Here is a 25,430-nt window from a genome sequence, read left to right as displayed (position 1 = left end):
CAATTTTTTTCTTTGGAAAAAAATCTCTTCCCTACTCATAAAATATCCCTTCTCCTCATCTTCTCCATCTCTTTTCTATTATACAAAGGAATCCAGCATCTTTCTACCAGCGCTTAACGAGAACACTTTTATGTACATAAAAGCAAAAAAAGAGTAGACTTTTCATCCACTCAACATTTTTAATAGGTAACTCAGCCGTTTAGAGCCTTCCCAATCTCTTCTAATAATTGTTGATAATCCACTTGAGAAAAATCAGTAACGTCTATTTCAATCAATTTTCCTAATGAAAATTCACCATAGCCACGTGATGTACAACGTTTGATGAATTCCTCATAGTCAACCAAATTATCAGCCTCGTCATGATTCAGCTTAGTTTCTCCTTTATGATAACGCAGTAAGATATGTCCTAAATGCCTTGAATGATCTAAATCTCGAATCTTTTGCCGTTCATAAAGAACATCTAAATCAGCCGTCAAACGTATCGTCAGAACTTGAAAATCATACAGCTTTGTTAATTCCCTCAAGCGGCTTTTTTGCTTTTCGCTAAAGGGATAATCAGAAATCAAACTGCTTCCTTCACGAAATGCTGCTTCCATTTCTTGATAATACTCACTCCAGCTTTTTTGAATCAGCACTTCTTTTTCACTTAAATTGTTAAAACCATCCAGATCCCAATTTTTTTCTTTTAAATCATCTGGTGAAAGAAATTGAATGCTCGGGAATTTTTCTAAAATCAAATTGGCTAAATAGGATTTTCCGGTTCCAGGATATCCCGCTAATAAAATCAAAGTTTTCTTCAAATCTGTTCATTCCTTTATATCGTTAGTTCTATTTCCAAATGGTACTTATCGGCTAAATAGTAACTATCTACATATTCTCGTGGGGTATCTTTTACGTCATAAGAGACCCTTTTGATATGAAGTAATGGGGTTCCTGCTCCGACTTTCAAGAGATCCGCAATAGGTCCTGCAGCCGCAATTGAATAGATTTTCTGACTAGCGTATGACCACTGAATATTATAGGTTTTATCAAGAAAGACACGCAGTGACTCTTCTGAAAAATTGCGGTTCAACATTTCTGGAACATAGCTTTTTTCAAAGTAATTGATTTCCAAATAGTAAGGTTCTGTGTCACCATAACGAACCCGGTTCAAACAGATAACTTCCGTATCGGGCTTCAAGTTCAAAGCTTCAGAAACCTCAGCCGGTGCATGGATCACACCGAATTCGATAATTTTTTTCTTTGCGATAACATCCTCTAATCTTTTCTTTCTTGAATATTTCGCCACACGTTGAGGTGAATGTTTTGGATGTGTAGAAATAACAACCGTCCCAAGACCGCGCTGCTTCTTTACGAAACCATCGTTGGCGAGCATCTCCATTGAACGCCTGGCAGTTGCTCGACTCACTTGGTAGGTCTTCATCAATTCACTCTCAGAAGGAATGCACTCCCCGATCGTATAGGTCCCATTGATAATTTTTTGGAACAAGCGGTCATACAGCTGATAATACAGTTGTTCTCTGCCGCTGAAATCCAACGAAGTCATTCTACAACATCCTCCTACTCTCTTAGTCCATCCATTCTCCGCCAACAAGATTGATTGATTGTCCAGTTAAGTAACTAGCTTTTTCTGTCAATAAGAATACCGCAGCATTTATTACATCTTTCATTTCCACCAAGCGATGCATCGGAATATTTCCTTTGAAATAATCCATAACTGCTTCAGGATCAATGTTCCGCTTTCGAGCATATTCATATTTCAATTTCTCCCACATTTCGGTATAGACAATACCAGGACAAATCGAATTGACTCGAATATTTTGATCCGCGAACTCTTTTGCGATTGATTGCGTCAATCCTTGTACCCCAAACTTGCTAGCACAATAAATGGTTTGCCAAGAGCTAGCTTTTTTTCCAGATAAAGAGGACATATTAAGAATTTCTCCTCCACCATGTTCAAGCATTCGTTCAATAGCAGCCTGACAGCATAAAAATGTCGCTTTCAGATTAACATCCATTGTTAGATCCCATAATTCTTCGGTACTCTCCAGAAACGGTACCATCTTAGAAACACCAGCTGAATTTACTAACGTAGTTAACGGCCCATATTTTTCTTCGACAGCTGATATTCCTCGGTGAATGTCTTCTTTTGCAGTAACATCAATTTTATAATAAGTTGCCGCATCGCCTATTTCGGCAATCAAGTTCTCCCCTTTTTCTTCGTCTAAATCAAAGATGGCTATTTTTGCGCCACGCATAGCAAAGTCTCTTGCCATTGCGGCTCCCATCCCACTGCTGCCGCCTGTGATAACGATGACTTTTCCGTCCATTTTTTCCATTTTTATACTCCTATTTCAGATATTTATCTACACCGACTGGTTTGTCTTGTGGCATCACTTGGATAAAGACATTGACCTTTTTATCAAGTAATGCTTGGAATTGTTGATTTTCGTCCAGACTAGTTGAAATATTTTTATATAAAACATTTCGATCTGGTCTCGTTCCCATACCGCCTACGTCAACTTCTTTGATTTGGATGCCATTATCAACCAGATAATTAAGTGCTTCAGGCCCTTTTACTAAAAGAATCGTCGGTTCGTCTAATCCTTGACTGAAAAATTGAACCCCTTCTTCTTTGGTAAATATCCCAATGGCAATTTCTTCTGGGATTGCCATTTCCAACACTTCGATCATATATTCATCATTGGCTGTACCGTCATCCACGATGACCACTTGATTAGCGCCTTTATTTTTGATCCAAGCAGTCATGACTTGACCATGGATCAAACGGTCATCAATTCTTGTTAATACTAAGTTTTGCACGTTTTTTCCGCTCCCCTCTTCCAAATACCTTGCCTTGGATACCGATACAATCTTCTGTTGTTGCTTTTTCCACTAATACATCCAGCGTATCTTCTGCTGTTTTTCCCAATGTCAGTGACAGCAGCATCGGCATGTTCATCCCCGACACCAGTCCGATCTTGAAATTCTTGGATAAATAAGCCGCACTTTGAAACGGTGTACCTCCCGCAATATCCGAAAGAATCAAAAAGCCGCTTTCTTTGTCTTCATAACTAGACAAAACCTCTGCTAATTTTTCACGATAGCTTTCAGGTGCTTCTCCGGGAATTAAAGGTACTGCCTTGACTCCATAGGTATCTCCCGCAATCATTTTCAAACTGCTCAGTAATCCTTCGCAAAATTCTCCATGACTGATCACGACCACATTGACCATACTTTCACCTCATTCATTTTTTAGGCTACATATCCTAGGATGCCCAAATAATAAGCCAAAATACCTACTACAAAAATCGCAACAATAATATAAAGCGTGTTAACTTTTTTCTTCAACATCCACCAAACCAGCAAAGTCAAACCTAGAGGAATTAACCCTGGCGCCAATGAATCTAAAACATCTTGAATTTTCGTCGTTCCTTGACCAACCTTAATCGCCAAAGGTGTATTGACAGTTACTCGACTCGCTGCCATCGCTCCAACAACCATCAATCCTACGATACTAAATGAGTTGATAATCCGGTCGATCGTGCCGTTCTTCAAGATCTTCAAAAGGGATGTCTTTCCTTGCTTATATCCTGTCATAAACATAAAGTAACCGCAACCAAAAATTAGCGCTTCAAAAACGACAAAGGATAAGATTGGTCCTAAGAAACTGCCTTCCAACGCTAACGAACAACCGATCCCAAAGATGATCGGAAATAGAATCCCCTGCATCACCGTGTCGCCGATCCCGGCAACCGGACCCATCAATCCAGTTCGAACCGCATTGATGTCTTTCGCTTCGATATCTTCGCCATTCGCTCGGGCTTCTTCCATTGAACAAGCGATTCCATTGATGATCGGTCCAATCGTAAATACCTCTGAATTATAAAAGACCATATACTTTCTTAGCTCTTCTACTTGTTTTTCATTCGTATCATAGAGTTCGCGAATAGGGGTAATCATCAGATTCGCCGCACCTAAAGCCTGCAAACGCTCATAGTTATAGCAAGCTTCCGTACTGGTCGTCCATAACCATGTTTTAACCAATGTTTTTTTCGTCAACTTTTTAGTGTATTCAACGACTGGCGCTGAAGTCGCCATTTGTGTACTTTCATTCGCAACTTCAATAGCATCGATTTTCTTATTAACAGACAAGCGCTTGACTTTTTTCTTTTCGACCTTTTCTTCTTTATGATTGCTGTTCAAATACATCACTAAAGCGATAATTGCTGAGAAAATCGAAATCGCGGTCATCCCTAATCCAGAATAGACAGTTAAGAAGAAGCCGCCGAAGAACCACGGAATCAGCTTTTTCTTCCCTAAATAATTTAATAGCATAGCGATCCCCAGTGCTGGCATGATTCCGCCAACAACTTCGAGTGCACTGATTACATGTTTTGGTACCATATCGATCAATTGCTGCGCCCATCCGCTGCCAGAATAAACCAATAGGAAAGCGGGTATACCATATAAAATAAAAGCCATACATGCCGATGGCACAAAGTTCATTAATCTGACGCCCCGCAGATTACCCTGATCAAGTAATTTATCCGCGCGGTGAATCCAAGCAGCGTTAACTGTCATGTAAACTTGGTTTAATAATAATCCCAACATACTGAAGGGAATTGCAAAAGTAACTGCCATTTTTGCATCTGCTCCAGATAGAATCGTCATCGCCGTCCCGAAGACTCCGGCAACGATGGTATTACTGGGCATCGTTCCGCCAGCAGAAATCCAGCCTAAGTAGATCAATTGGATATTGGCACCCGCCATCATCCCAAGCATCGGATCGCCCATGAATAAACCTACCAAAGTTCCCGTGGTTAATGGATAAACTAAACATTTTGTTACAGGACCAAAGAACCACCACTGACCCATCGTTGCCAATATTGCAACCAAAATTGCTGATACTACCATTTCATTTCCTCCCTAATGTTCTTTGCTTAAATAGACCATCACTTTTCCTTTGCGGGAATATTCTAAGGCACCTAACTCCTCGCCAATTTCCTCTAAACTTATTTCAGCACTGATAATTTTTTTCGTATCAATCAATCCACTTTCCAAAAGTTTGATCGCTCTTTCTGATGTGTGGGGATTCAAATATGAAGTAAAAATACTTAACTCTTTTGTATAAGCTTCAAATTGATTAAAAGAGACTGGTTCTTCTGGATCACCTAAACCAAACAACAGGACCTTGCCATTTTTGCCAGCAATCTTGATCGCCTGCTCCATCGTTGATTTCAACCCGATACATTCCACCACATAATCAATGTTCTTTGATTGAGCAACTGCTTCGATTTCCTGATCAGTTACCGCTAAGGTCGCCCCTAGTTCTAAAGCCAAAGCTCTTTTTTCAGCTTCACGTTCGATCACGATGACCTCGCTGGCACCGCTGTATTTAATCAATTGCAGCATTAAGGAACCGATCGCCCCCATACCATACATCGCAACTGTTTTACCACTTTCAATCTGGATCAGATCTAAGCCGTGAACCGCACAGGATAAAGGTTCAGTGAAAGCTGCCGTTTCTAAATCTAATGAATCAGCGATGTGATAAACGTTTTGTTCTGGCGGATAAACATATTCCGAAAAACCTTTGGCTACCCCATGTCGTTCCAAACAAAAATTGGGGAATCCTTGCTGACACCAGTTGCATTTCCCGCAGCCGTAGCTGGGATCGCATGCGACACGATCACCAGGTTTGAAATACTTACACTCAGGTCCAATTGCCGTTACAATCCCAGAGCATTCATGCCCTAGAATAATTGGCGGTACAACTACACTAGCACCGTTTTTCCCTTGAAATTTATGGACATCTGTTCCGCATAATCCGCACCAAGCTACCCGAATTTTGATTTCATCTTTGATTGGTTCTCGTTCGGGAATCTCTCGTACTTCATAGGTATAATCCCCTACATAATATCCTGCTTTCATTTTTTATTCCTCATTCACTCATATTTTTAAATAAATTGATTTTACGAGCTACGATTTCTTCAATTGTCTCTAAACAAGGAACAACATTGTCGCGATTTGAGACATTTTCCTTATTTATGTCGTAGCATTCTTTTGATTTCCGATTCCAGCCAACTAGCAGTTCTGTCCCCACATTAAATTTACGAATCCCTAAATCAATGACTTTCTTCACATCATCTTCCTTCACGCCTGTTCCACCATGAATAACTAAAGGAATAGCCACAGCCTCTTTAATTTTCTCTAACTGATTAAAGCTAATATCCGTTTTCGACATGTATTGACCGTGATTAGTTCCAATCGCTACAGCTAAAGCATCAATGCCGGTCTCATTGACAAACTCGACGGCATCTTTTGGATCTGTGTAGAAAACGTCCTCTTGGCTGACCACGATCCCATCTTCTGTACCGCCCACTGTTCCCAATTCTGCCTCCACACTCACCCCATATTCTTTGGCAAAATTGACCACCTGTTTCGTTCCAAGAATGTTCTCTTTAAACGGAAGTGAAGAACCATCGAACATGACTGAACTGTAGCCCGCTCGGATTGCTTTGCGAATCTCAGCGAAATCCTTCGCATGGTCTAAATGTAGAACTACGTCCACACCATATTCTTCAGCCATTGATTTGCTTACTGCTACAAGGTTTTTATGACCTACGTAATTTGCTGTACCACAGCTTGTTTGAATGATTACAGGCGCCTTTTGTTTTTCTGCCGCTTTGATGATTGCCGGCAGCATTTCCAAATTATGAGTATTAAATGCTCCAATCGCCATATTTAACTGATTTGCGTCTTTCAAAACATCTTTTAAAGTAACGTACATCAAGAACTCCTCCTAAGATTATCTGAATCACTAACAAAAAAGATGGCCATCTTTTTATATCTTCTGCAAATATAAAAATGTTAGAATATACGTACGTTTGATTCGTCTTAATCATATAATGTCAAATTTGGAAAAGCTATAGACTAAAAAGGAAAACCCTTACAGCTTTTTTCCAAATTCGGGAAATCCTGAAAATCTATTCATGATAAACTATGAGAAAATGAGTTAGGAGGAAGATTATGATCATTGATATAAAGAAGGATGTTTATCAAAGTCTGTCAGAATCAGAAAAGAAAGTCATTGATTTCTTGAATCGAAATGAACAGCTCATTCCTGAACTGTCAATCACCAAAATCGCAGAAAAAACATTCACATCATCCGCGACAATCTCAAGAACTATTCAGAAATGCGGTTTTTCAGGTATCAATGAACTGCGTTACAAAATTTCCCAGCAAAAAGAGTCCGCAGAATCTGCCAATGCTCCTTACGTAGTCAATAATATCTTGGCAAAGTCTTACCGCGAATGCACCGAGACAATCAATTCAATCAGTTCTACAGATATTTATCAAACAATCGAGTATCTAAAAAATGCGGATCGAATCTTCATTTGTGCTCGTGGATTCACGGCTTTGATTGCTGACGAGTTACAGATGTATCTGCAACTATTAGGGTATAACGCAATCATCGTAAAGGATGTTATGTGGATGAAAAAATTCCATCGCATCATCACAACAAATGATACGTTAGTCATTCTTTCACTTAAAAACAGTACTCCCGAATTAGCGCAAACTGCTAAAGCCGCTCGTGACTGCGATGCAAAAGTAATCAGCATTTGCTGTAAAACACCCACCGATCTTGAGAAATATTCTCACATTACGTTGATCGGTCACTCTGAAAAAATTATGGAGGCCAGTGAACAAATGGTCTATTCTCGTATTCCTCTACTGGTGATTACTCGTACCATTATTGAATACATCGGTCTGTAGACCTCGTCCTGCGAAAGGAGTAAATATGAGTATTTTATGTGTTGGTCAAGCTGTCTACGATTTGACTTTTCCGGTTAACGAAACCTTGGTTGAAAATCAAAAATATCGAATTCATGAACGGCACGAATGTATGGGGGCCCCTGCCGCAAATGCTGCTTATTTATGCGGGTTATGGGGGGGAGAAACGGCTTTGATCGCTCGTGTTGGTAAAGATATCTTCGGTCAAGAAATCGCTCGAACGTTAAAGATGGGAAAAGTCGATACCTCGTTACTTTACTATGATCGCAATCAAGCAACGAGCATAAGCAGTATCGTTGTCAATAAACAAAACGGCAATCGAACGATTTTGAACTCACCAATGAAGGAGCAGGATTTTCTGATTACTTGGCCACAAAAGGACCCTAGTACCTTACTTGTAGATGGACATGAGCTGGATGTGGCATTAAAAGCGATCAAGAAATATCCAAATGCCCGCTCGATTATGGATGCCGGAACATATAAACCAGAATTAATTGAATTGATCTCAACGGTGGATTATTTAGTTTGTTCGGAGGATTTTGCATATCAAGCTACTGGGATAAAAATTCAACTTGATGAAAAAGAACAAATTACTGAAGTGTTCAAGCGATTACACCTACTTAACAACAATCAATTAGTAATCACGTTAGGAGATCGTGGATGTCTTTGGCAGACTAAGGAATCGATCCACCATTTTGCCGCGTTTAAAGTGAAGCCAATAGATACTACCGGTGCGGGCGAGATCTTTCATGGTGCTTTTACCTTTTGTCTCGATCAAAAATACCCGCTCGAAGAGGTGATTTCCATTTCTTCAGCCGCCGCTGCGCTATCCGTTATGAAAATCGGTGGCCAGACTTCGATCCCTTCATCAGAAGCAGCGAGATCTTTTGCCACAGAAAAAGAATGAGCAGATAATTTATCGGAACAAAAGAGGTCATGACAGAAGTAGTCAGCTTTAAGTATAGTTGACTACTTCTCGTTCAAGGCCTTTTTCTAGTTTAATCAGGTTTCTCCCCCTCATCTATGCTGCGAATAGGCTATGCAGTTAGAATGATTATCATCCTAATGTAAAATTATTATCACTTTGAAAAGACTCCTTCAATGTTATCCCCCCTTGCATCTTTTATTCAATGCGAATTGAAACAAAGGATTAAATAACAAAACGAAATACTAAAAAATGCATTACCCAATAATTATCTATTCTTAGGCAATTTAGCAAAACGGACTACAACATTTTTAATAACAGTATTTTCCGAATCTTAAAAAACCTTATAAGTTCTTACCCCAGCTGAATTGCGTTTGTGCTTAGGAGTTCAATCATTCGAGAACAGTTCTCATTCTCATTTGACTAATTAATCACAAACCGACCTTTATTTTTGATATACTTATTTCATATAGAATAACTTTTCTAGACATTCTTTTGTTAAGTTCATACGGAAAATTTGATTTACTATTAAGAAAGGAGGAGACAAAGCATATGAGTCCAGAAACAGTATTTGAATTTGTTGAAACTGAAGGTCAGCAACAAGAATTACAAACCTGCATAGAGGAATTACAAGGCCAACGTGGTGTACAGATGCCCGCTTTACAGGAGGCTCAAAGGATTTATGGCTATTTACCTATCAAAATAATGAAAAGGCTTTCAAAAGAATTGGATCTCCCAATGGAAGAATTGTATAGCACAGCTACCTTCTACGCGCAATTCACGTTTGTCCCTAAAGGAGAATACACGATTAGCGTGTGTATGGGAACCGCTTGCTACGTTAAAGGAGCTGGAGATATTTTAGATTCTTTTGAGACTGAGTTGAACATCGAATCTGGTGAAACAACGAGTGATCGCAAATTTACGTTAGAATCGTGCCGCTGTATCGGCGCCTGCGGTTTAGCCCCCGTACTAACAGTTAATGAAGAAGTCTATGGCCGGTTGTCGAAGAAAAAGGCCGATAAAGTGCTGGTTACATATCAAAAAAAAGAATAGCTGATTGCTGCTCCTACCTTTTCCAAAAAAAACTGATACCTATTAATTACATACTTTTTTTGGGAGATTGTTGTTGTTGAAGGAAACCTCAAGAGTCAGGAGTAAACTACTATGAGAGATTGGAATGAGTTAAAAGAGCTTCGGGATACCCATCGTCAAATGATCACCATGCGCCTAGAAGATGAAGAGCATGTAGAAAATCATTATGAAAAAGAAATACTCGTCTGTGCGGGAACGGGCTGTATTTCATCTAAAAGCAGTGATTTTGTCGATACGTTAAAAGAGGAATTGGCTAAAAATGGTTTAACGGACAAAGTGAATATCGTTAAAACTGGATGTTTTGGTCTATGTGCACAAGGTCCGATTGTCATTATTTATCCAGAGGCTGTCTTCTACCATCAAGTTCAGCCAAAACACGCCAAGAAGATTGTTTCGGATCATTTAGTTAAAGGAAAATTAGTTGAAAAACTATTGTACCACGACAATGAAACCAAAGAGATTATCAACAAATTGATGGATACCCCTTTCTATCATAAGCAAAAGCGTGTCGCGTTGCGCAATTGCGGACGGATCAACCCGGAAAAGATCGAAGAATATGTCGCGTTTGATGGTTATCAAGCTTTAGCAAAAGTAGTGAACGACTATTCTCGCGATGACGTATTGAGTACGTTGGAAACATCCGGCTTGCGAGGCCGCGGCGGCGCTGGTTTCCCCACCTTTATGAAATGGTCCTTTGCCAAAGCCAGTCAATCTGACCAGAAATACGTCATCTGTAACGCAGATGAAGGTGATCCAGGAGCTTTTATGGATCGTTCAGTTTTAGAGGGCGACCCGCATGCTGTCATTGAAGCTATGGCTATCGCAGGTTACACGATTGGAGCGAATCAAGGTTACATTTATGTTCGAGCAGAATATCCTATTGCTGTAAATCGTTTACGGATCGCAATTAAGCAAGCTCGCGAAAAAGGTGTTTTAGGAAAACATATTTTCAGCAGTGATTTTTCTTTTGATTTAGATTTACGTCTAGGTGCTGGCGCTTTCGTTTGTGGTGAAGAGACTGCATTGCTAGAAAGTATTGAAGGACATCGCGGCGAGCCGCGTCCACGCCCGCCTTTCCCAGCAGTCAAAGGATTATTTGGAAAACCAACCATCGTAAACAATGTTGAGACTCTGGCAAATATTCCTCAGATCATCCTTAAGGGCCCCGAATGGTTTGCTAGTTTTGGAACAGAAAAATCAAAGGGAACGAAGGTTTTTGCACTAGGCGGAAAAATTCAAAACACTGGATTGGTAGAGATACCCATGGGTACGACGTTACGAGAAATCGTTGAAGATATCGGCGGAGGTATTCCAAACGGGAAAAAATTTAAAGCGGCTCAAACAGGCGGCCCTTCCGGCGGCTGTATTCCACAAGAGCATTACGATGTTCCTATTGATTATGAAAACCTGAAAAGTATTGGTTCGATGATGGGCTCTGGCGGATTGATCGTTATGGATGAGGACAATTGTATGGTCGACATCGCCAAGTTCTTTCTAGAATTTACCGTAGAGGAAAGCTGCGGTAAGTGTGTCCCTTGTCGTGTTGGAACAAAACGTTTGTTAGAAATTTTAGAGAAGATCACTATGGGGAAAGCAACGCTAGATGACTTGGATCGAATGGAGGAACTTTGTCACCACATTCAAGAGAATTCACTCTGCGGACTCGGTCAAACAGCGCCTAACCCTGTACTTTCCACCTTCCGATATTTCAAAGAGGAATATCTGGCCCATGTCGAAGAGCGACGCTGCCCATCTGGTGTGTGTAAGAATCTAATTCAATATCGGATATTGCCAGATAAATGTACAGGCTGCCGGGCTTGCGCAAAAGGCTGCCCAGTAAGTGCCATCAGTGGTGAAGTGAAACAGGTTCATGAAATTGATCAGTCGATCTGTACGAAATGTGGCTTATGCATTGATACTTGTCGCTACGAAGCGATCACGGTCATATAGGAGGTGGAGCAAGTGAAAGAAGTTATGATAACAATCAACGGAAAAATCTGTACTGCTCCAGAAGGATCGACGATTCTCGAAGCAGCTCGAATCAACAATATTGATATACCTACTTTGTGTTTCTTAAAAGAAATAAACGAAATCGGTGCCTGCCGCATGTGCGTGGTAGAGGTTAAAGGTGCCCGCAGTTTAGTGACTGCCTGTGTCTATCCGATCAGTGAAGGCATGGATATCAAGACCAACTCGAAAAAAGTTTTTGAATCAAGAAAAACTACTTTGGAGCTGATCCTCTCAACTCATGAACGAAAATGTCTTTCTTGTATTCGCAGCGGAAACTGCGAGCTGCAAAAACTCTGTAAGGAGTTTAACGTAGCGGATGAAGACTATTTCAACGGGGAAAACTGTGCGTACGAATTCGATGACAGTGCTGTTCACATGGTTCGCAACAATAATAAATGTATCCTCTGCCGCCGCTGTGTCGCTGCATGCTCGAAGTGGCAAGCCGTTGGCGTGATTGGACCAAACGATCGCGGATTCAATACACATATTGGAAGTGCCTATGAGCAAAATTTAAGCGATGTGCCGTGTATTTCTTGTGGACAATGTATCGTTGTTTGTCCGACAGGAGCAATCCATGAAAAAGACCAGACGCAAGAGGTTTGGGAGGCCTTGGAAGATCCAACGAAACATGTAATTGTGCAGACCGCTCCTTCTATTCGGGTTACTTTAGGTGAGGCCTTCAATATGCCGATCGGTACAAATGTCGAAGGAAAAATGGTCGCCGCATTACGTCAAATCGGCTTTGATAAGGTTTTTGATACGAATGTTGCCGCAGACTTCACTATTATGGAGGAAGCAAATGAATTCTTAGAACGCGTTGGCAGCAACGGACCGTTCCCTATGTTCACTTCGTGTTCACCAGGTTGGGTCAAGTATTGTGAACACTATCATCCAGAACTGATTCCTAACCTTTCAACTTGTAAATCGCCGCAGCAAATGTTTGGTGCCTTGGCTAAAACTTGGTATGCAGAAAAAGAAGGCATCGAACCCAAAGATATCTTTGTAGTCGGTATCATGCCTTGTACTGCCAAAAAATTCGAAGTAACCCGTGAGGATGAAGCGGCAGCGGGGTATTCTGACTGCGACATAGCGTTAACTACCCGTGAATTAGCACGTATGATCGATAAAGCGGGCGTTCGTTTTGTAGAATTAGAAGATGAGAACTTCGATAATCCACTTGGCGAGGCAACTGGAGCAGGCTACATCTTTGGTGCTACAGGAGGCGTTATGGAGGCGGCATTGAGAACTGCAGCAGAAACGTTAGCTGGTCATTCATTAGAACAAGTAGAATTTACAGAAGTTCGAGGAATGAAAGGCATCAAAGAAGCAACTTATGAAATGAGCGGCGCGACGATCAATGTAGCTGTTGCATCTGGAATCGGCAATGCGAAGAAATTACTTAAACGAATCGAATCTGGCGAGAAATTTTATCACTTCGTAGAAATCATGGGCTGCCCTGGCGGCTGTATCAATGGCGGGGGACAACCTGTTCAGCCAGCTTCCGTACGCAACTTCGTTGATCTGAAGACAAAACGCGCAGCTGCTCTCTACTCGGAGGATAAAGGCAAAGGCTTGCGCAAATCAAACGAAAGTCCGATCGTCCAAAAAATCTATCAGGAATTTTTGGAAAAACCAGGAAGCTTAAAAGCACATCACATTCTCCATACCAGTTACCGTGACCGCACAATAATTAAAGCGTAATACAATGAAGGAGCCCCTAATCAACTATCGAATAGGGGCTCCTTTTTTTGGGGTAAATTATCTCACTCTTTGGTGATTCAATGCTTTAGATAGTACTGGAACTACTAAAATTGATAAACCGCCGCCGACCAATGCTGTGATCAGCTGAGGAACTGAAAAGGCCCCAGAGACCATCGCTGCTTTTGGCGCAGGCATTTTTAATAAAATAGGAACTACGAACTTTACAATGGATAGATACAACACCCCGAATTTTGCCACAGCACCGACTACTGTCGCCAGAACAAAAGTCATGATACTTTGCTTTTTATTAAATCCTGAGATCACATGCCAGATAATTACTAAGACTGCATTTCCAATTGCTATACAACCTACGATTTGTGGAAATGCCGGCCCAATCCCGAACATAAAAGCAAAAATCGGTGATAATAACGCGATTGTTAACCCACTAGCCAAGCCACCAGTGGTAACAGCAACAATCAAAATCAGATTCACCAAAGAACCGGTCACCAAAGTATTGCCTAAACCAGAGGTTACCGCTTGAACAACAATCAATAAAGCCAATAATACACCCGTTTGAGTAATCCATAATGCTTTTCGATTCATACCTTCGGGAATCCCATTTATTCAAAAATTCACAAATGGTTATCCCTTCACTTCCCTTCTCATGTCGAATAAAGTGACAGCCGTTTGAAAATGAGCAAATAATGAATAATTACTAACTATTTCTTAATATGTTTATTGTACCAGATTTAAGGAATGGATAGAAAATCATTTTTTGACTAGTCTATCTATTTAAGCCCATTTCATCATTCGGTTCTGTTAAAAACCATCCGCCTAACCAATCTAAATGGCGTTCCTATTAAGAACTGTTTCTTTTACTAACCTCTGATAATTCAGTTGAACGAGTAGCCTACTCCAACTTGTTCAGCTTTATCGTGGGTCGTATCCTTCAATTTCATGTACTTCTTCAGATACCCATCGAACCTCTTCTGTTCATGTTACCTAGTTGTAGGACAAATAACCCGCCGATTCAGCGGGTTAAAATTTTGCTTAGAATGTCATCGAACAGACACGTTCACCCCATACCAACGTTGGATTTTTGATGAGGGAACGTTCGTCAGTTATTCTCGCTTGCGGATTCGATCGAGTAACCGCTTACGCTTTTTCTTTGACTGGACTGGCGGCGACTTAGTTGCTTCTGGAGCCGACTCTTGGACTGAAGCAGGTGCTGCCCGCTCCTCTGCCTCTACCATCGCCGTAACGAGCAGCTTCGCCGGTACGGATTGATCATCGACATCCAGATTGATCGGTGTCGCATGCTCAGGCAGACAGGCCGATATCACGGCGATCGCCTGTTCTTCATTCAATGACCACGGATCTATCCCTCTCGGCAGTTCAATCGTTTGAATCAACCGATCCGGTGCTGGCCGTTCTTCAGTTATACGCAAGTCCTCTGGAATGCGAACATGTTCTAAGACCTCTTCCGATTCTGTAGTTATTGGTTCAATTGGCGCCAGCTCTGGTTTAATTTGCGCTGGTTCAGCCGCAACACTATTCATCAGTGTGCTCAACGGATCCTTCGGTGCTTTCGGTTGGCTTTCAAATTTCGCGGACTCATCAAATACTTCCGTTTCTCTTTCTTCGATAATAGTCGCGTGCTTCACCTTTTTGAATAATTGCACACCGTCCTTTTCAAACAGACTCAATTTAGTTAATTTTTCTAATGCCGAGCGGATTTGTTCCCCCGTTTTACTTGCATCAAAGTTCTTAAAATAAAAATGATGGGATTTGCCGTTGCTGTTTTCAAATTCCGCATCTAATGTAACTGTACTTATCATGGTGGTTTTATACTTTCTTTTTCGTATTTTTTTGCCTCCTTCCTTCACTCATCGTCATGATTCCGCTAATCCTTCTAATGATGGATTGATGACTTGGCTATAGAGGTGTTCCAACTTTTCTGCGATAAATGTTTGTGCTGGAAAGAGCTTGACTGACAATAATCGCCACTCTTTCTTTCCAAAATAATCAATAAAATAAAGATAATAGCGTCGCATAGCTTTCGTTGATCTTGTTTGTAAAAAGATCCGCTGCACTAAGCTTCGTAAAATATATGAGAAACCCGCTTTACACAATTCTTCACGAACCTGCAGCGTAATCAACATTTCGAGGGTGGCCGTTCCATCGTTTGTTTCATGATAAAAGCTGTTGATTCGTCGTTCTAACGTTTTTCGTGTAAGCGAAAACAATTTTTTCTTGTTTAAACCGTAGTCTTCCAAACCTTTTTCTCCTTTCCAATTTTTTATTTCGTTTTTGTTATATGAGATATCTACACAATCAAAATACCTCTTTTTTCAAGCAAATTACACACCAAAAAATTTATAAAAAATAAACCATAATGATTCTCAGAAGCGAATCGTTACCACCCCAAGGGATTCCGCTCCAACAAATAATGAAATCCTTTTCAAAAAAATATCAATATAAGAAATCGAGTTAAAATTAAGTTCTAACCACAAGAATCATTGGCCTTTGATTGACTTCTTTTGTATCATGGAGAAAAAGGTCGAGGTGAATGAACACTGTGACAACATTTGAAATGATTCTAACAAACTCAAAAAAATTATCCGAAATCGAGTCAATCTATCTAAACTCCTTCCCTAAAGAGGAACAACACCCTTTTAAATGGCTGGTCAAAATGGCCGAACATGGAAAAGGACACTTTGCTGGACTTTCTTGTGAGAATCGCCTAGTAGGCATGACTTATTTTACTGTGACTCAAGATATTGTTTACATTTTTTATTTTGCTATTGATCCGTCCATTCGCTCAAAAGGCTGCGGACAAAAGATGATGCTGGCATTGCAACATCAATATGCTCACCATAATTTTATGTTGTTAATTGAGGAAATAATTGATGGTGTAGAAAATATGGAAGAACGCATCCGCAGAAAAAAATTCTATTTGCAGAATGGATTCGAAAGTAAAAATGATACCGTAGAGGTTTTGGGTTCACGTTTTGAGCTATTGCACTTAACTAAAGGAAATTCATCGTTGAAAGATTATCAGCAAATCAAGCAATATTTTTACGAGGATTAAACACAGCAAAAAAACCGTACAGAATAGCTGACTGTATGGCTTTACAAATAATTAATTTGTAGGATCTGTTCTTTTACTCCACTGTTGTTTATTTTCAAAAAATTGAGTATCCAGTACTAACTAATTCCTTTGAGAGCGCCTTGCAAGTGCTTTAAATGAAACAATTGCTTATCTGATTCCGATTGTTTCTTAAAGCTATGTGCTCAATAGTACGTTTTTTGAATACCACACAAAAATACCTGATTTTGCGAATTTAAAGAATTCAAAGAAACAAAAAAAGCCCTTGATTAACAAGGGCTTCGATTCATCAGATAACGAAAGATTAACGACGAATTTCTTTGTAGAATGCGAAAATCGTTATATATACTGGTATTACTGTATTCTTATGTTTAATTGACGACAATTGACTACATGCCATTTTTGGCTTAGCTTTTCCTACTCCTAATTCCACGGCGTTTTCGCAGATTTGAGCAATAATTATTTTTGTAGTCAGCCCTCTAAAGATTTGAAAGCTTCCAATGGCTTTAGCCGTTCTTCAGAGGTTAGATGACGATATATCTCAGAAGTAGTTTTGTCAGCATGACCAAGTCTTGCTTTCAAAACATCCCAACTGCAATAATCAGCTACTAAGCTCGCCATGGTGTGTCTTGTTAAATGGGTATGAAATGGTTTGGTAATTCCGCATCTTTGAACACATTTTTTTATATGATCATTTACATACTCTCGTCTGAATGGGACACCACGTTTACTAGGTTCAAGATAGACAAACAGATAAAAATCATCAACTTGAAATTTGAACCTACTTCGAAATTCTTCAAGAACTTCAATCAGCTCTTTTAATTTCTCAATGACTAATGGCGTAACTACTACTCTTCTTGCAGAAGCTGTACTCTTTGTAGTTTCAATTGTAAAATCGATTTGCTTACCACTTACTGAAGTCTGCTTATAAAATAGGATTTCATTTGTTTTAAAATCTATATCATCTGGTTGTAAAGCTAGTGCTTCACTAATTCGACAACCTGTATAGAATAAAACGTGAAACAAAGTAGCTAGTGGTAGTTCCTCATTGACTAAACTATAATTCAAGAGAAGTTTCACTTCATCAAAGGTCAGATATTTTTGATCCAAAGAATTTAAAGAAGCTTTCAAATCCGCTACACTCTTTTGATACTTTGGACGATTGACGGTTTTTAACGGATTATGAGACAACACATGATATCTTACACAATAGTTAAATATCATATTTAGTGTTTGTCTATATCCTTCTAGAGAGTTTTTCGAGTACCCCTTAGAATCCCCATCAATCCCTTTTTCTTTTAATTCAAAAAAGAAATCTTGCAAGAAATCGGATGTTAAATCACTAATTTTCTTGTCACCGATCCATCTGGAAAGCGAAATAATCATTTCGTACCTTTTGACATAAGTGCTTTTCTTCTGCTCTTGTAAAGATTTGTAATAAGCGAACCATTTTTCTGCAACATCAGCAAAAGTTTCTCTACTACCAGTAAGCTTCTTTTTTGCTTGGTGCATTTTTTTCATGTCTAGATACGCAAGTTGTGCTTCACGTTTTGTTTTAAAGCCTCTCCGAGTTGTACGAAATGCTTGAAAATACCAAGTGACTTCACCCGCCGCATTGACATGTTTTTTAAATCGATCTTTTGTTTCCATTTCTCCCTCTCCTTTTAATCAAAGAAGGAGGTTGAAAAACTGAAGCTGTCTTAATTTTTTCTCTACATATACCATTATAATATACTCTCCTCTCCTTATAAAGAACGTATTGCCTTCATTTGCTCTCTGAAATGATGATAATCATTTTTCTTGTACCATGAAATAACCTCATCCTTCGAGTAGTGCCCACGTATGCCATACCAACATGCTGGAAAATCTGTTAGCTTAATTAAACGATTTAACGTGCTATCACTTATTTGAAATTCATTTTTCAAATCTTCCGTTGTCAAAACCAAAGGAAGTTGATTAATAGAAAGAAGACTTTTAGTATATTGATCAATATGAGAATCAATTAATTGCAATAGATTAAAATCTCTTAATTTCTCAGATGGTTTAATAATCATAAAATCACCTCAATCTTTTTCTACATCTATTAGACATGCTTATGCATCATAGGAATTTCACCTCTCCTCAGTCCTCGGGAGCCTTGCGGAAGTATCATTATGACTTTAGAAAGTCTTGGCATACACTATCTATCGCTCGTCCTATTTCATGGCGTAGTGTCTAAATCAGCTCATTAGTAAAGTCTTTTGTGTCTAATAGATTTATTAAATTTTCAAAGATCAAATGTTTCTTACACTAATAACAACAAAAAAGTCGCTAAAAAAGACACAAAAAAGTAAAATAGTTTTAGCAAAAACGTTGCTACTTGCAAAGCATTTAACTTCAGATGATAAGTTGATATAATAAATTAAAGAATATTATCAGGAGGGATTTCATGAAACTTGAAGAAATTAAACCGCTATTATCAGACATGAGGAAAAACAATGTGACAAAAGATAAATTTACATTTTCTTATAATCAAGTAAAGTTCGAAGTAATTGTGTTAATTGACTGCAAGCCTTTTGAATTACTATTTGGTGTAGTCGGTCACAACTTTAGCTTTATTCTAAATCTTTATCCAGGTTTTCAATTACAAAATCTTCCAGATTCTGTATTTTTCAAACTTTGTGAAATATTAAACCTAAAGCCCGGAAAAGAAACATTTACTTCTTTTGCATTTCTAAAATACATGGCGACTAGGATTCCGACTAACTATAGTCGTATTAATATTCAACCTCATGAAATTATTCCTTTTAAAGTTATGGATATTCCAGAGGCAGATAAAATATATTTCTGTGGTTGGAAAATGTATAAAGAAGATAGTCCCTACAATGCAAAAAATTTTGAGAAGACAAGGAAGATTTTAGGGGAATCTGTTTTTCTTTTTTGCAAAGAAAATAATATTAGTTCGTGTTGGACAAATGAAATGAAAAAAAGAAAAGATTACACTCCACCTGAAGCATTATAAATAGTTTTAGCTCTTTAGTGCGTAAGATGCTTATTGCTTTTGTTTTTTTACTCATATAATAGACCATCAATGACTTATAACTTTTACTTAAAATACTTTAACAGTGAAATTAGAAATATCTATATTTCAAATTTTTCAGTTTAAGATGAACACCAAACTCTTTATAAACAGCTTAAAAATTATCGATAATTTGAAACAGACCATGAAAGTTGGAATAATAACAAATCCATAGTATAAACAAAAAAAAGACCGAAAAGATTTTTAGCTTTTCGGCTTTTCGTTATCCTACTACCATTATTTATATAGCCATTTAAAGAATCTCATATTCGATCTTCAAAATATTCCTTAATATGAGGATTATACATTAAAAATTCCTTCAACAATAAAGAAATTTCCTCTCTCTTTAATTCGCCCTTTACTTTAAATAATTTATATCTATCAATCCCTTCAATGTGCTGAGGATAAATTTTCCCAGTTGATTCAAGTCTTGAAAATACTTCATAGTACTCGTTTCTTTTAAAAATTCTTACAGAGCCATCAATATGCTCGAAATAATTATTTTTTCTATCAAAGGTAAAATGAACAAATTTCTGAGCGACATATTTATTTCCAGAATACGGAGGGAATCTCTCCTTTTGATATTTATATTTTTCTATAGGAACCATTAACTCTTCAACATAATATTGCACAATTTGTTTTTCTATATCTAACCAAGATGGGCGAAAAATTGTATATTTAACTGGATATGTAATTAAATTAAAAATATTATCTTGAGCCTCTAAATCTGTATAATGAAGAGAAGGAGCAAAATTTTTTTTGCTCGTAAGAACATCTTCAGAAAATTTTGGACCATAATAAATATCTCTTTCTAGTATTTCTTGATACTCTGATTTCTCTTCTTGTTTAAATGGATCTAATTTCACAAAGACTTCTTTTCCTGAATTCACAAACTTTGAAAAAAGACAATTGATATCAACGAAATTACTATTTCCATATCTTCTTAAAAATGCATGAGGAAATATCAAAGAGTCCCCTATCACAAGAGCATGCTTTCGGATATCCTGATTCCCAGAAAGTCTAATCATTCCATCATCGTTTACATTCAAATTAAATCTATTTTCAATCTCATGATTTTTCGATAATATTTGCTCTGCATATTCATCCAAACTATTCACTACCATATTCCATTGAGGGTATCTTATCATTTTTCACACTCCTTAAAGAATTTACTAGGTAGAATAAAAATCATTTCAAACTTTAAAATTTCATTTTCATAAAAGTCCTACTTTTTTCCTACCAGCTAAATATGTTTATAATTTGTCATATGATGTTGGATAGAATTGTTGTACTTAAATTAGCTAAAACTACTCATTATTTCAGTATAAGCATTCTTTACCAACTTAAACATTTTTTCATTACCATCAATGCTATCTGGATGATGTATCTTAACAAGCTTTTTATATCTATTTTTAATATCTTGTTTACTAATTTCTCCATTACATGTAAAGTCTAAAATCTCTAAATATGGTTTTAATGCTAGAACTTGTTCGTTGCTTAACACATCACTTTTTTTATCCGTTGATTCTTCTTTATAACCAACTTTAGAAGTAAGACTATGGTCTCTATATTCGATATTAGAATAAATGTCAGTAAGGTGTTGGCTCAATGTTTCTCTATCCCATAGTTCAATATTGGTTTGTAAAGCTGTTCCAATGGCATCCGATGAATATTTTGCTGGCGCTACAACGATTCCTCTATCTAAGCCTCTAACAGCTACTCCTGTATATATTTCTTGTACAGCTTTGTTTCCAACAAAAGAGTTTTTATCGTATCTTTTAGCTTGAAATCCATACTTCAAATTGCTTCTAGTAGCAATTATGTCTACGCCTCGATCGCCAGATCCTCCAACTCTTTTCACATTTTTAAAGCCTAAAGCTATTAGCAAAATAACCAAATATTCTTCAAACTCATAACCAGTATAAGAATCTACTATTTCTATTTTATATTTCAAAATATCAGAAGAATTTGGATAAATTTTAGTTTTCTGGCTGCTTGTTTTTTTAAACGTATTACTTACTTGCTTATTTATGGGTTTCTTTACATAATTCATTATTTGTTTTATAGCTGGTAAACATGTATTCTTAATTTTTTTTGTTGATAGATAAAACACTACAATTGCAACGAGTAAACCTATCCAATTGAAACTACTAAATCCATATCGAAAGAATTGACCAATTTCGCTCAAAACATATATTACACAATAAAGCCATATTATCTCTAACAAAAAGAGCAATCCTAATTGAACGAAGGAGTAAATTGAAACTCCTATTACAGTCATTAAAACAGTATATATCTTTTTCCCATACTTAATAATCAAATATAGAAGTGCTATACCTACAACCAACGCAAAAATATCAGTAATTATACCCAAAACTTTTTCCTCTCCTCTTTACATCACTCTAAAATCTTTCATAGTTTGTTCTATTTCATTCCTTATTCGCCATATACGATCAACATTTTTTATACTTTAACATAAATAAAAATAACGCTTTCAATTAATTATAACGTTCGAAAATCTTTGAATCAACACAATAGTTTTCGTTTTAGATAAGAATAATGAAGAAGTAAGCAGAAATATTCTTACTTCTTCATACTGAGTATAGCCTTAACTTAATTGTTGAACTTCTAAATCTACAGCGAATGAAAATCTCTACTTGTTGATATTCTTGGATTTATCCTCTAATCTCAAATTTCTGAACTGCCAATATAACTGCTATAGCACACTCCTGATAACAATCCTCATCGAAATATCCTTGTTTAGTAGACATCTTTACCATTAATGGATGAAACCTTACAACTAAACTTTCTAAAGCATACCCATCACCTAGTCTTGCAGCAAAATAAATTTTTCGTATAGACAATATTAAACATTCCTTTCAAAAGGACTTTATTGCACACTATTAAGTTTTCTTTTGAGTTTGTCATAGAGCCGTTTTTTATAATTTGTTACACCTTGTCTACTAATTCCAAAAACAACAGCAATCTCTTGATCAGTTTTTCCTAAAACAAGTTTCTCTATCAGAAATTGATGCTCTTTCTGGTTCAATGTAGATACTATCTCATTTAGTTTTTCATCTTGAATTACTAATGAATATTCTCCTAACGAAATCGTTGAAAGATATTCGTTCTCTGGATCAGTTATATCTACTAAAGAAGATAGTAGTTGTTCATCTTGCATTTCTTGGTCATAGTGTTTGGATTTTCTTTTATAATAATTAATTGCTGCATTATGAATAACCTTTTGAAAATACTTTGTTAATTGCGCTTCCATTTTGTTGTTATTTAGATGGTTCATATGAATCACTTCCTCACTAGGATATGAAGGAAGTTCGCATACTAAATAGATAATTTCATATTTATTTTCTTCGGTATTGCCAAAAACCTCGATAGGCTTTCTCAACATTTACCACACTGTCTTTATTCATTCTTGGTAAGATATTCATCGTCAGATTTTTATAGGTCAAACTCAATTGATCTTTACTCATTATCAGTTCGTAAATTTCTTTATTAGATAGCGGACGTCCAGCATCCTTCAGCAAAGAAGCAATTTTTAAACTAATGATAGAATAAGGGACTCTTCCGTTTAGATTTTCCTTTTTTGATAACATGTATCTTTGATACTCGGCTTCTCTTTTTAGCATTGTAGATTGTGTTTGTTGATCAATAGGAATCTCATCTAATATTGCTAATCGTTCTTGTAATTCTGTATATATTTTTGTCAACACTCTCCTTTCATCTATGATTGATTGCATTTGTTCATATAAATATTTTTTCTCTGATAAATTATCCATTTTGCAAATGCCCCCTTCATAAAATAACAACAAATCTAGTGTAGAAAATGACACAAAAAAGAAGAAAAAACTTTAAACTTTTACTGTTTAAAGTCCTTCCTTTCAATCATTATAGTAATGCTTATTTTTATTCTGAACAAAGATTTCCAAATAATAATTAGACATTGGCACTTGTACATTTTTAGTTATGATTCTTCGGCTTCCTTATTCTTCTCAAAAAATATTGATATTTCTCCAATCAAATCTGTATTTATCATTTCCATACAATATACTTCTTGGTCATCATTAATAGCCTTTACAGCCTCAAATTCTTTTAGCTCTCCGTTTTTCACTTGTTCTAAGTAGAAGACAAATAACTGAACTTTTGATTCGATTCTCAAGCAATGAAGGGTTGTTTCTACAGCATTCTTATCACTTTTTAACAGAAATATGCATTCTATACTTCTTCTTAAATCTAGATATACTTCATATAAATCGCTATACCTCAATATATCATTCTGGCTGGCAAAGCTATCTAAATCTTGAACAATACTATCTTTCATATCCATTAATTTTTACCTCTACTTCTCGGCTCCAAAAAAAAGTGTTTATCCTACAGAACTACATATAAACCATTTCCTGTTAATGACTAGTTAGCTTCTCTTGATTTCATTTTTAATACAAAAGAAAATACAATTAATAAGCCTCCCAATATCACGTAGATACTGCCTCTTTTGTCGTTAGTTCTTGGTAATGATGATACACCTGTATTATCTCCTGAAGCATTATCAAGACCACTTTTAGGAATCTCTCGAACGTATTCTTCACTAGAATTGATTTCATCTTCTGAAAAGAACACCTCCACCTTCGTTTGACTAGCGTGTGCCTGTTCAGAAGATAAAGTGAACATTCCAATTGTATTGAGTAAGAGCATCATCAGAACGATTATTTTCTTCATAAAATGCATTACTCTGGATCTACTTTATAAGCTGCTGCAAATGTCAACGTTGCTTGATAAGCCCCCGCTTTTTTTTCACCTTGAGGAATACCAAATTCAATTTTACTTACTTCTGTTTCTTCTAATGCGTAACCTGTAAAGCTCCCTATTACTGGGTCAGTTACTGTAACAACATTGTTGTTACTTTTTAGACTACTTGTCACTTTATCTGATGTTGAGCCTGTTCGTTCTAATTCAATTTCGCCATCCGCTGATAAACCAGTGGTCAGTTTGATTTCTACTTCTTTTCCAGGTTCTAAATTCCGATTGATTGTACTAACAGACATCTCCGTAGAGTTTTTAGATGACAAGTTAACTTTTTCTGGGATCACTAATGTATAATCACCTTCAACTGAATATTCAACTACTGTGTCCTCTTGCTTATTTGCAGCATATGCATTACTTCCATTCGTAATCATCATTCCTAGTGTTGCCAATGCCAATGTACCTACTACTAATTTTTTCATAAAAACTTCCTCCTATTTGTGTCTATACGACTACTAATTTCAAATTTATTTCAGACCCATTTAAGGGGGACTGATCCGTTAAAGAGAAACATTCATATTTCAAAACCGCATCTTCATATTCGCCTGCGGATAGTGCTTCTTCTAATTCAATTGCATACATCCCTTTTCCAGGTTCAATTAAGTCTGATGCCCAAAGTATAGAACCATCTGGGTGAATCAGGCTCAGTTTAAAATAGCAATCATTGATCTCAGGATTATGAAAATTAACCTCTTGTTTTGTCTCTTCAGCTTTAAGTGTTACTTTTTCGAATCCCGGAATTGCAATCGTCGCTTCTTGAGTATTAACTTCTTTGTTCTTTTTCCCATTCCAATCAACGGCCGAAGAATCGACATTTAATAAATCAGATTTTTTCTTAAAATGAGAATAACCCGCTAAAGCAATTACTAGTAAAACTACCATTGCTATAGATGTTATCGTAATTTTTTTCTTATCCATACTAT

The 25,430-nt window shown here is 37.3% G+C and carries 29 protein-coding genes; 7 read left to right on the top strand and 22 right to left on the bottom strand.

Annotation, left to right across the window (positions count from 1 at the left end; translation table 11 throughout):
• Positions 1-191: 191 nt before the first annotated feature.
• The 8 genes from IGI38_RS03670 to IGI38_RS03635 are packed head-to-tail and all read right to left on the bottom strand — an operon-like array spanning position 192 to position 6,793.
• On the bottom strand, positions 192-800 hold the full coding sequence (locus tag IGI38_RS03670) for an AAA family ATPase (protein WP_438726832.1): 609 nt from the start codon (positions 798-800) through the stop codon (positions 192-194).
• 14 nt (positions 801-814) lie between these two features.
• The gene (locus IGI38_RS03665) at positions 815-1,546 is read right to left on the bottom strand and encodes a GntR family transcriptional regulator (protein WP_438726829.1); all 732 of its coding nucleotides are present in this window, start codon (positions 1,544-1,546) and stop codon (positions 815-817) included.
• A gap of 22 nt (positions 1,547-1,568) precedes the next feature.
• On the bottom strand, positions 1,569-2,330 hold the full coding sequence (locus tag IGI38_RS03660; RefSeq protein ID WP_438730284.1) for an SDR family NAD(P)-dependent oxidoreductase: 762 nt from the start codon (positions 2,328-2,330) through the stop codon (positions 1,569-1,571).
• A 19-nt stretch (positions 2,331-2,349) separates the two neighbouring features.
• Entirely contained in the window at positions 2,350-2,823 is a 474-nt protein-coding gene (locus tag IGI38_RS03655) for a PTS system mannose/fructose/N-acetylgalactosamine-transporter subunit IIB (protein WP_438726826.1), read from the bottom strand.
• The gene (locus IGI38_RS03650; protein WP_438726824.1) at positions 2,795-3,235 is read right to left on the bottom strand and encodes a PTS sugar transporter subunit IIA; all 441 of its coding nucleotides are present in this window, start codon (positions 3,233-3,235) and stop codon (positions 2,795-2,797) included. Before IGI38_RS03650 ends, IGI38_RS03655 begins: the two co-directional genes overlap by 29 nt.
• A 20-nt stretch (positions 3,236-3,255) precedes the next feature.
• Entirely contained in the window at positions 3,256-4,917 is a 1,662-nt protein-coding gene (locus IGI38_RS03645) for a PTS system mannose/fructose/sorbose family transporter subunit IID (protein ID WP_438726822.1), read from the bottom strand.
• A 12-nt stretch (positions 4,918-4,929) separates the two neighbouring features.
• Positions 4,930-5,934 (bottom strand): zinc-dependent alcohol dehydrogenase family protein, encoded by a 1,005-nt coding sequence (locus tag IGI38_RS03640; protein ID WP_438726819.1) that lies wholly within the window; start codon positions 5,932-5,934, stop codon positions 4,930-4,932.
• 10 nt (positions 5,935-5,944) lie between these two features.
• On the bottom strand, positions 5,945-6,793 hold the full coding sequence (locus IGI38_RS03635; protein WP_438726817.1) for a class II fructose-bisphosphate aldolase: 849 nt from the start codon (positions 6,791-6,793) through the stop codon (positions 5,945-5,947).
• Positions 6,794-7,032: 239 nt separating this feature from the next.
• Here IGI38_RS03635 and IGI38_RS03630 point away from each other — a divergent pair, with 239 nt between their 5' ends.
• The 5 genes from IGI38_RS03630 to IGI38_RS03610 all read left to right on the top strand — a co-directional run bounded on the left by IGI38_RS03630 (position 7,033) and on the right by IGI38_RS03610 (position 13,525).
• Positions 7,033-7,779, top strand: a complete 747-nt coding sequence (locus IGI38_RS03630; RefSeq protein WP_438726814.1) for a MurR/RpiR family transcriptional regulator — start codon at positions 7,033-7,035, stop codon at positions 7,777-7,779.
• A gap of 25 nt (positions 7,780-7,804) precedes the next feature.
• Positions 7,805-8,704: a carbohydrate kinase family protein gene (locus IGI38_RS03625; protein WP_438726811.1), complete on the top strand. Its 900-nt coding sequence runs from the start codon at positions 7,805-7,807 to the stop codon at positions 8,702-8,704.
• 570 nt (positions 8,705-9,274) lie between these two features.
• Positions 9,275-9,775 carry an NADH-quinone oxidoreductase subunit NuoE family protein gene (locus IGI38_RS03620; RefSeq protein WP_438726808.1) on the top strand — a complete coding sequence of 167 codons (501 nt, stop codon included), beginning with the start codon at positions 9,275-9,277 and terminating at the stop codon, positions 9,773-9,775.
• 111 nt (positions 9,776-9,886) lie between these two features.
• Positions 9,887-11,764 carry an NADH-ubiquinone oxidoreductase-F iron-sulfur binding region domain-containing protein gene (locus tag IGI38_RS03615; RefSeq protein WP_438726806.1) on the top strand — a complete coding sequence of 626 codons (1,878 nt, stop codon included), beginning with the start codon at positions 9,887-9,889 and terminating at the stop codon, positions 11,762-11,764.
• A 12-nt stretch (positions 11,765-11,776) separates the two neighbouring features.
• Positions 11,777-13,525 carry an NADH-dependent [FeFe] hydrogenase, group A6 gene (locus IGI38_RS03610; protein ID WP_438726803.1) on the top strand — a complete coding sequence of 583 codons (1,749 nt, stop codon included), beginning with the start codon at positions 11,777-11,779 and terminating at the stop codon, positions 13,523-13,525.
• Positions 13,526-13,582: 57 nt separating this feature from the next.
• Here IGI38_RS03610 and IGI38_RS03605 read toward each other — a convergent pair whose 3' ends face one another.
• The 3 genes from IGI38_RS03605 to IGI38_RS03595 all read right to left on the bottom strand — a co-directional run bounded on the left by IGI38_RS03605 (position 13,583) and on the right by IGI38_RS03595 (position 15,801).
• Complete coding sequence (locus tag IGI38_RS03605; RefSeq protein ID WP_438726801.1) at positions 13,583-14,128, bottom strand: ECF transporter S component; 546 nt, start codon at positions 14,126-14,128, stop codon at positions 13,583-13,585.
• A gap of 518 nt (positions 14,129-14,646) precedes the next feature.
• Positions 14,647-15,363: a DUF2922 family protein gene (locus IGI38_RS03600; protein WP_438726798.1), complete on the bottom strand. Its 717-nt coding sequence runs from the start codon at positions 15,361-15,363 to the stop codon at positions 14,647-14,649.
• 54 nt (positions 15,364-15,417) lie between these two features.
• Positions 15,418-15,801: a hypothetical protein gene (locus tag IGI38_RS03595; protein WP_438726795.1), complete on the bottom strand. Its 384-nt coding sequence runs from the start codon at positions 15,799-15,801 to the stop codon at positions 15,418-15,420.
• Between the two features lie 293 nt (positions 15,802-16,094).
• Between IGI38_RS03595 and IGI38_RS03590 the strand changes: the two genes are divergently transcribed.
• Positions 16,095-16,616, top strand: coding sequence for a GNAT family N-acetyltransferase (locus IGI38_RS03590; protein WP_438726792.1), 522 nt, complete (start codon positions 16,095-16,097; stop codon positions 16,614-16,616).
• Between the two features lie 489 nt (positions 16,617-17,105).
• Here IGI38_RS03590 and IGI38_RS03585 read toward each other — a convergent pair whose 3' ends face one another.
• Both IGI38_RS03585 and IGI38_RS03580 read right to left on the bottom strand, forming a co-directional pair.
• Positions 17,106-18,284, bottom strand: a complete 1,179-nt coding sequence (locus IGI38_RS03585; protein ID WP_438726789.1) for a tyrosine-type recombinase/integrase — start codon at positions 18,282-18,284, stop codon at positions 17,106-17,108.
• A 95-nt stretch (positions 18,285-18,379) separates the two neighbouring features.
• Positions 18,380-18,688, bottom strand: a complete 309-nt coding sequence (locus IGI38_RS03580) for a DNA-binding protein (RefSeq protein WP_438726786.1) — start codon at positions 18,686-18,688, stop codon at positions 18,380-18,382.
• A 374-nt stretch (positions 18,689-19,062) separates the two neighbouring features.
• Here IGI38_RS03580 and IGI38_RS03575 point away from each other — a divergent pair, with 374 nt between their 5' ends.
• Complete coding sequence (locus tag IGI38_RS03575; protein ID WP_438726783.1) at positions 19,063-19,635, top strand: DUF6037 family protein; 573 nt, start codon at positions 19,063-19,065, stop codon at positions 19,633-19,635.
• A 320-nt stretch (positions 19,636-19,955) separates the two neighbouring features.
• Here the strand turns inward: IGI38_RS03575 and IGI38_RS03570 are convergent, their stop codons facing one another.
• The 9 genes from IGI38_RS03570 to IGI38_RS03530 all read right to left on the bottom strand — a co-directional run bounded on the left by IGI38_RS03570 (position 19,956) and on the right by IGI38_RS03530 (position 25,425).
• Positions 19,956-20,840 (bottom strand): hypothetical protein, encoded by an 885-nt coding sequence (locus IGI38_RS03570; RefSeq protein WP_438726780.1) that lies wholly within the window; start codon positions 20,838-20,840, stop codon positions 19,956-19,958.
• Positions 20,841-20,989: 149 nt separating this feature from the next.
• Positions 20,990-22,066: a restriction endonuclease gene (locus IGI38_RS03565; protein ID WP_438726777.1), complete on the bottom strand. Its 1,077-nt coding sequence runs from the start codon at positions 22,064-22,066 to the stop codon at positions 20,990-20,992.
• A 301-nt stretch (positions 22,067-22,367) separates the two neighbouring features.
• The gene (locus IGI38_RS03560) at positions 22,368-22,556 is read right to left on the bottom strand and encodes a helix-turn-helix domain-containing protein (RefSeq protein ID WP_245792308.1); all 189 of its coding nucleotides are present in this window, start codon (positions 22,554-22,556) and stop codon (positions 22,368-22,370) included.
• A 26-nt stretch (positions 22,557-22,582) separates the two neighbouring features.
• Positions 22,583-23,098 carry a sigma-70 family RNA polymerase sigma factor gene (locus IGI38_RS03555; RefSeq protein ID WP_438726773.1) on the bottom strand — a complete coding sequence of 172 codons (516 nt, stop codon included), beginning with the start codon at positions 23,096-23,098 and terminating at the stop codon, positions 22,583-22,585.
• A complete protein-coding gene (locus tag IGI38_RS03550) occupies positions 23,052-23,486 on the bottom strand; it encodes a hypothetical protein (protein WP_438726770.1) in 435 nt (144 codons plus the stop codon). The genes IGI38_RS03555 and IGI38_RS03550 overlap by 47 nt, the downstream gene beginning before the upstream one ends.
• A 185-nt stretch (positions 23,487-23,671) precedes the next feature.
• Positions 23,672-24,034, bottom strand: a complete 363-nt coding sequence (locus IGI38_RS03545; RefSeq protein ID WP_438726767.1) for a DUF7006 family protein — start codon at positions 24,032-24,034, stop codon at positions 23,672-23,674.
• Between the two features lie 80 nt (positions 24,035-24,114).
• Positions 24,115-24,423 carry an LPXTG cell wall anchor domain-containing protein gene (locus tag IGI38_RS03540; protein WP_438726765.1) on the bottom strand — a complete coding sequence of 103 codons (309 nt, stop codon included), beginning with the start codon at positions 24,421-24,423 and terminating at the stop codon, positions 24,115-24,117.
• 8 nt (positions 24,424-24,431) lie between these two features.
• A complete protein-coding gene (locus IGI38_RS03535) occupies positions 24,432-24,929 on the bottom strand; it encodes a hypothetical protein (RefSeq protein WP_438726762.1) in 498 nt (165 codons plus the stop codon).
• A 22-nt stretch (positions 24,930-24,951) separates the two neighbouring features.
• On the bottom strand, positions 24,952-25,425 hold the full coding sequence (locus tag IGI38_RS03530; RefSeq protein WP_438726759.1) for a tRNA (uracil-5-)-methyltransferase: 474 nt from the start codon (positions 25,423-25,425) through the stop codon (positions 24,952-24,954).
• Positions 25,426-25,430: the final 5 nt, after the last annotated feature.

Origin of the sequence: Enterococcus sp. AZ128 (assembly GCF_051714485.1) — a bacterium.
In the GTDB taxonomy this organism is placed as follows: Bacteria; Bacillota; Bacilli; order Lactobacillales; family Enterococcaceae; genus Enterococcus_A.
Note: the sequence above shows the minus strand (reverse complement) of the source record. Positions and strands in the feature narration are given on the sequence as shown.

Coding starts and splice junctions, on each gene's coding strand:
- IGI38_RS03575 (WP_438726783.1), top strand. CDS start 19,063: ATGAAACTTGAAGAAATTAAACCGCTATTATCAGACATGAGGAAAAAC.
- IGI38_RS03660 (WP_438730284.1), bottom strand. CDS start 2,330: ATGGACGGAAAAGTCATCGTTATCACAGGCGGCAGCAGTGGGATGGGA.
- IGI38_RS03645 (WP_438726822.1), bottom strand. CDS start 4,917: ATGGTAGTATCAGCAATTTTGGTTGCAATATTGGCAACGATGGGTCAG.
- IGI38_RS03635 (WP_438726817.1), bottom strand. CDS start 6,793: ATGTACGTTACTTTAAAAGATGTTTTGAAAGACGCAAATCAGTTAAAT.
- IGI38_RS03535 (WP_438726762.1), bottom strand. CDS start 24,929: ATGAAAAAATTAGTAGTAGGTACATTGGCATTGGCAACACTAGGAATG.
- IGI38_RS03580 (WP_438726786.1), bottom strand. CDS start 18,688: ATGATTATTAAACCATCTGAGAAATTAAGAGATTTTAATCTATTGCAA.
- IGI38_RS03545 (WP_438726767.1), bottom strand. CDS start 24,034: ATGGATATGAAAGATAGTATTGTTCAAGATTTAGATAGCTTTGCCAGC.
- IGI38_RS03590 (WP_438726792.1), top strand. CDS start 16,095: ATGAACACTGTGACAACATTTGAAATGATTCTAACAAACTCAAAAAAA.
- IGI38_RS03530 (WP_438726759.1), bottom strand. CDS start 25,425: ATGGATAAGAAAAAAATTACGATAACATCTATAGCAATGGTAGTTTTA.
- IGI38_RS03555 (WP_438726773.1), bottom strand. CDS start 23,098: ATGTTGAGAAAGCCTATCGAGGTTTTTGGCAATACCGAAGAAAATAAA.
- IGI38_RS03650 (WP_438726824.1), bottom strand. CDS start 3,235: ATGGTCAATGTGGTCGTGATCAGTCATGGAGAATTTTGCGAAGGATTA.
- IGI38_RS03605 (WP_438726801.1), bottom strand. CDS start 14,128: ATGAATCGAAAAGCATTATGGATTACTCAAACGGGTGTATTATTGGCT.
- IGI38_RS03625 (WP_438726811.1), top strand. CDS start 7,805: ATGAGTATTTTATGTGTTGGTCAAGCTGTCTACGATTTGACTTTTCCG.
- IGI38_RS03550 (WP_438726770.1), bottom strand. CDS start 23,486: ATGGATAATTTATCAGAGAAAAAATATTTATATGAACAAATGCAATCA.
- IGI38_RS03630 (WP_438726814.1), top strand. CDS start 7,033: ATGATCATTGATATAAAGAAGGATGTTTATCAAAGTCTGTCAGAATCA.
- IGI38_RS03570 (WP_438726780.1), bottom strand. CDS start 20,840: ATGATAAGATACCCTCAATGGAATATGGTAGTGAATAGTTTGGATGAA.
- IGI38_RS03585 (WP_438726789.1), bottom strand. CDS start 18,284: ATGGAAACAAAAGATCGATTTAAAAAACATGTCAATGCGGCGGGTGAA.
- IGI38_RS03540 (WP_438726765.1), bottom strand. CDS start 24,423: ATGAAGAAAATAATCGTTCTGATGATGCTCTTACTCAATACAATTGGA.
- IGI38_RS03640 (WP_438726819.1), bottom strand. CDS start 5,934: ATGAAAGCAGGATATTATGTAGGGGATTATACCTATGAAGTACGAGAG.
- IGI38_RS03665 (WP_438726829.1), bottom strand. CDS start 1,546: ATGACTTCGTTGGATTTCAGCGGCAGAGAACAACTGTATTATCAGCTG.
- IGI38_RS03620 (WP_438726808.1), top strand. CDS start 9,275: ATGAGTCCAGAAACAGTATTTGAATTTGTTGAAACTGAAGGTCAGCAA.
- IGI38_RS03600 (WP_438726798.1), bottom strand. CDS start 15,363: ATGATAAGTACAGTTACATTAGATGCGGAATTTGAAAACAGCAACGGC.
- IGI38_RS03615 (WP_438726806.1), top strand. CDS start 9,887: ATGAGAGATTGGAATGAGTTAAAAGAGCTTCGGGATACCCATCGTCAA.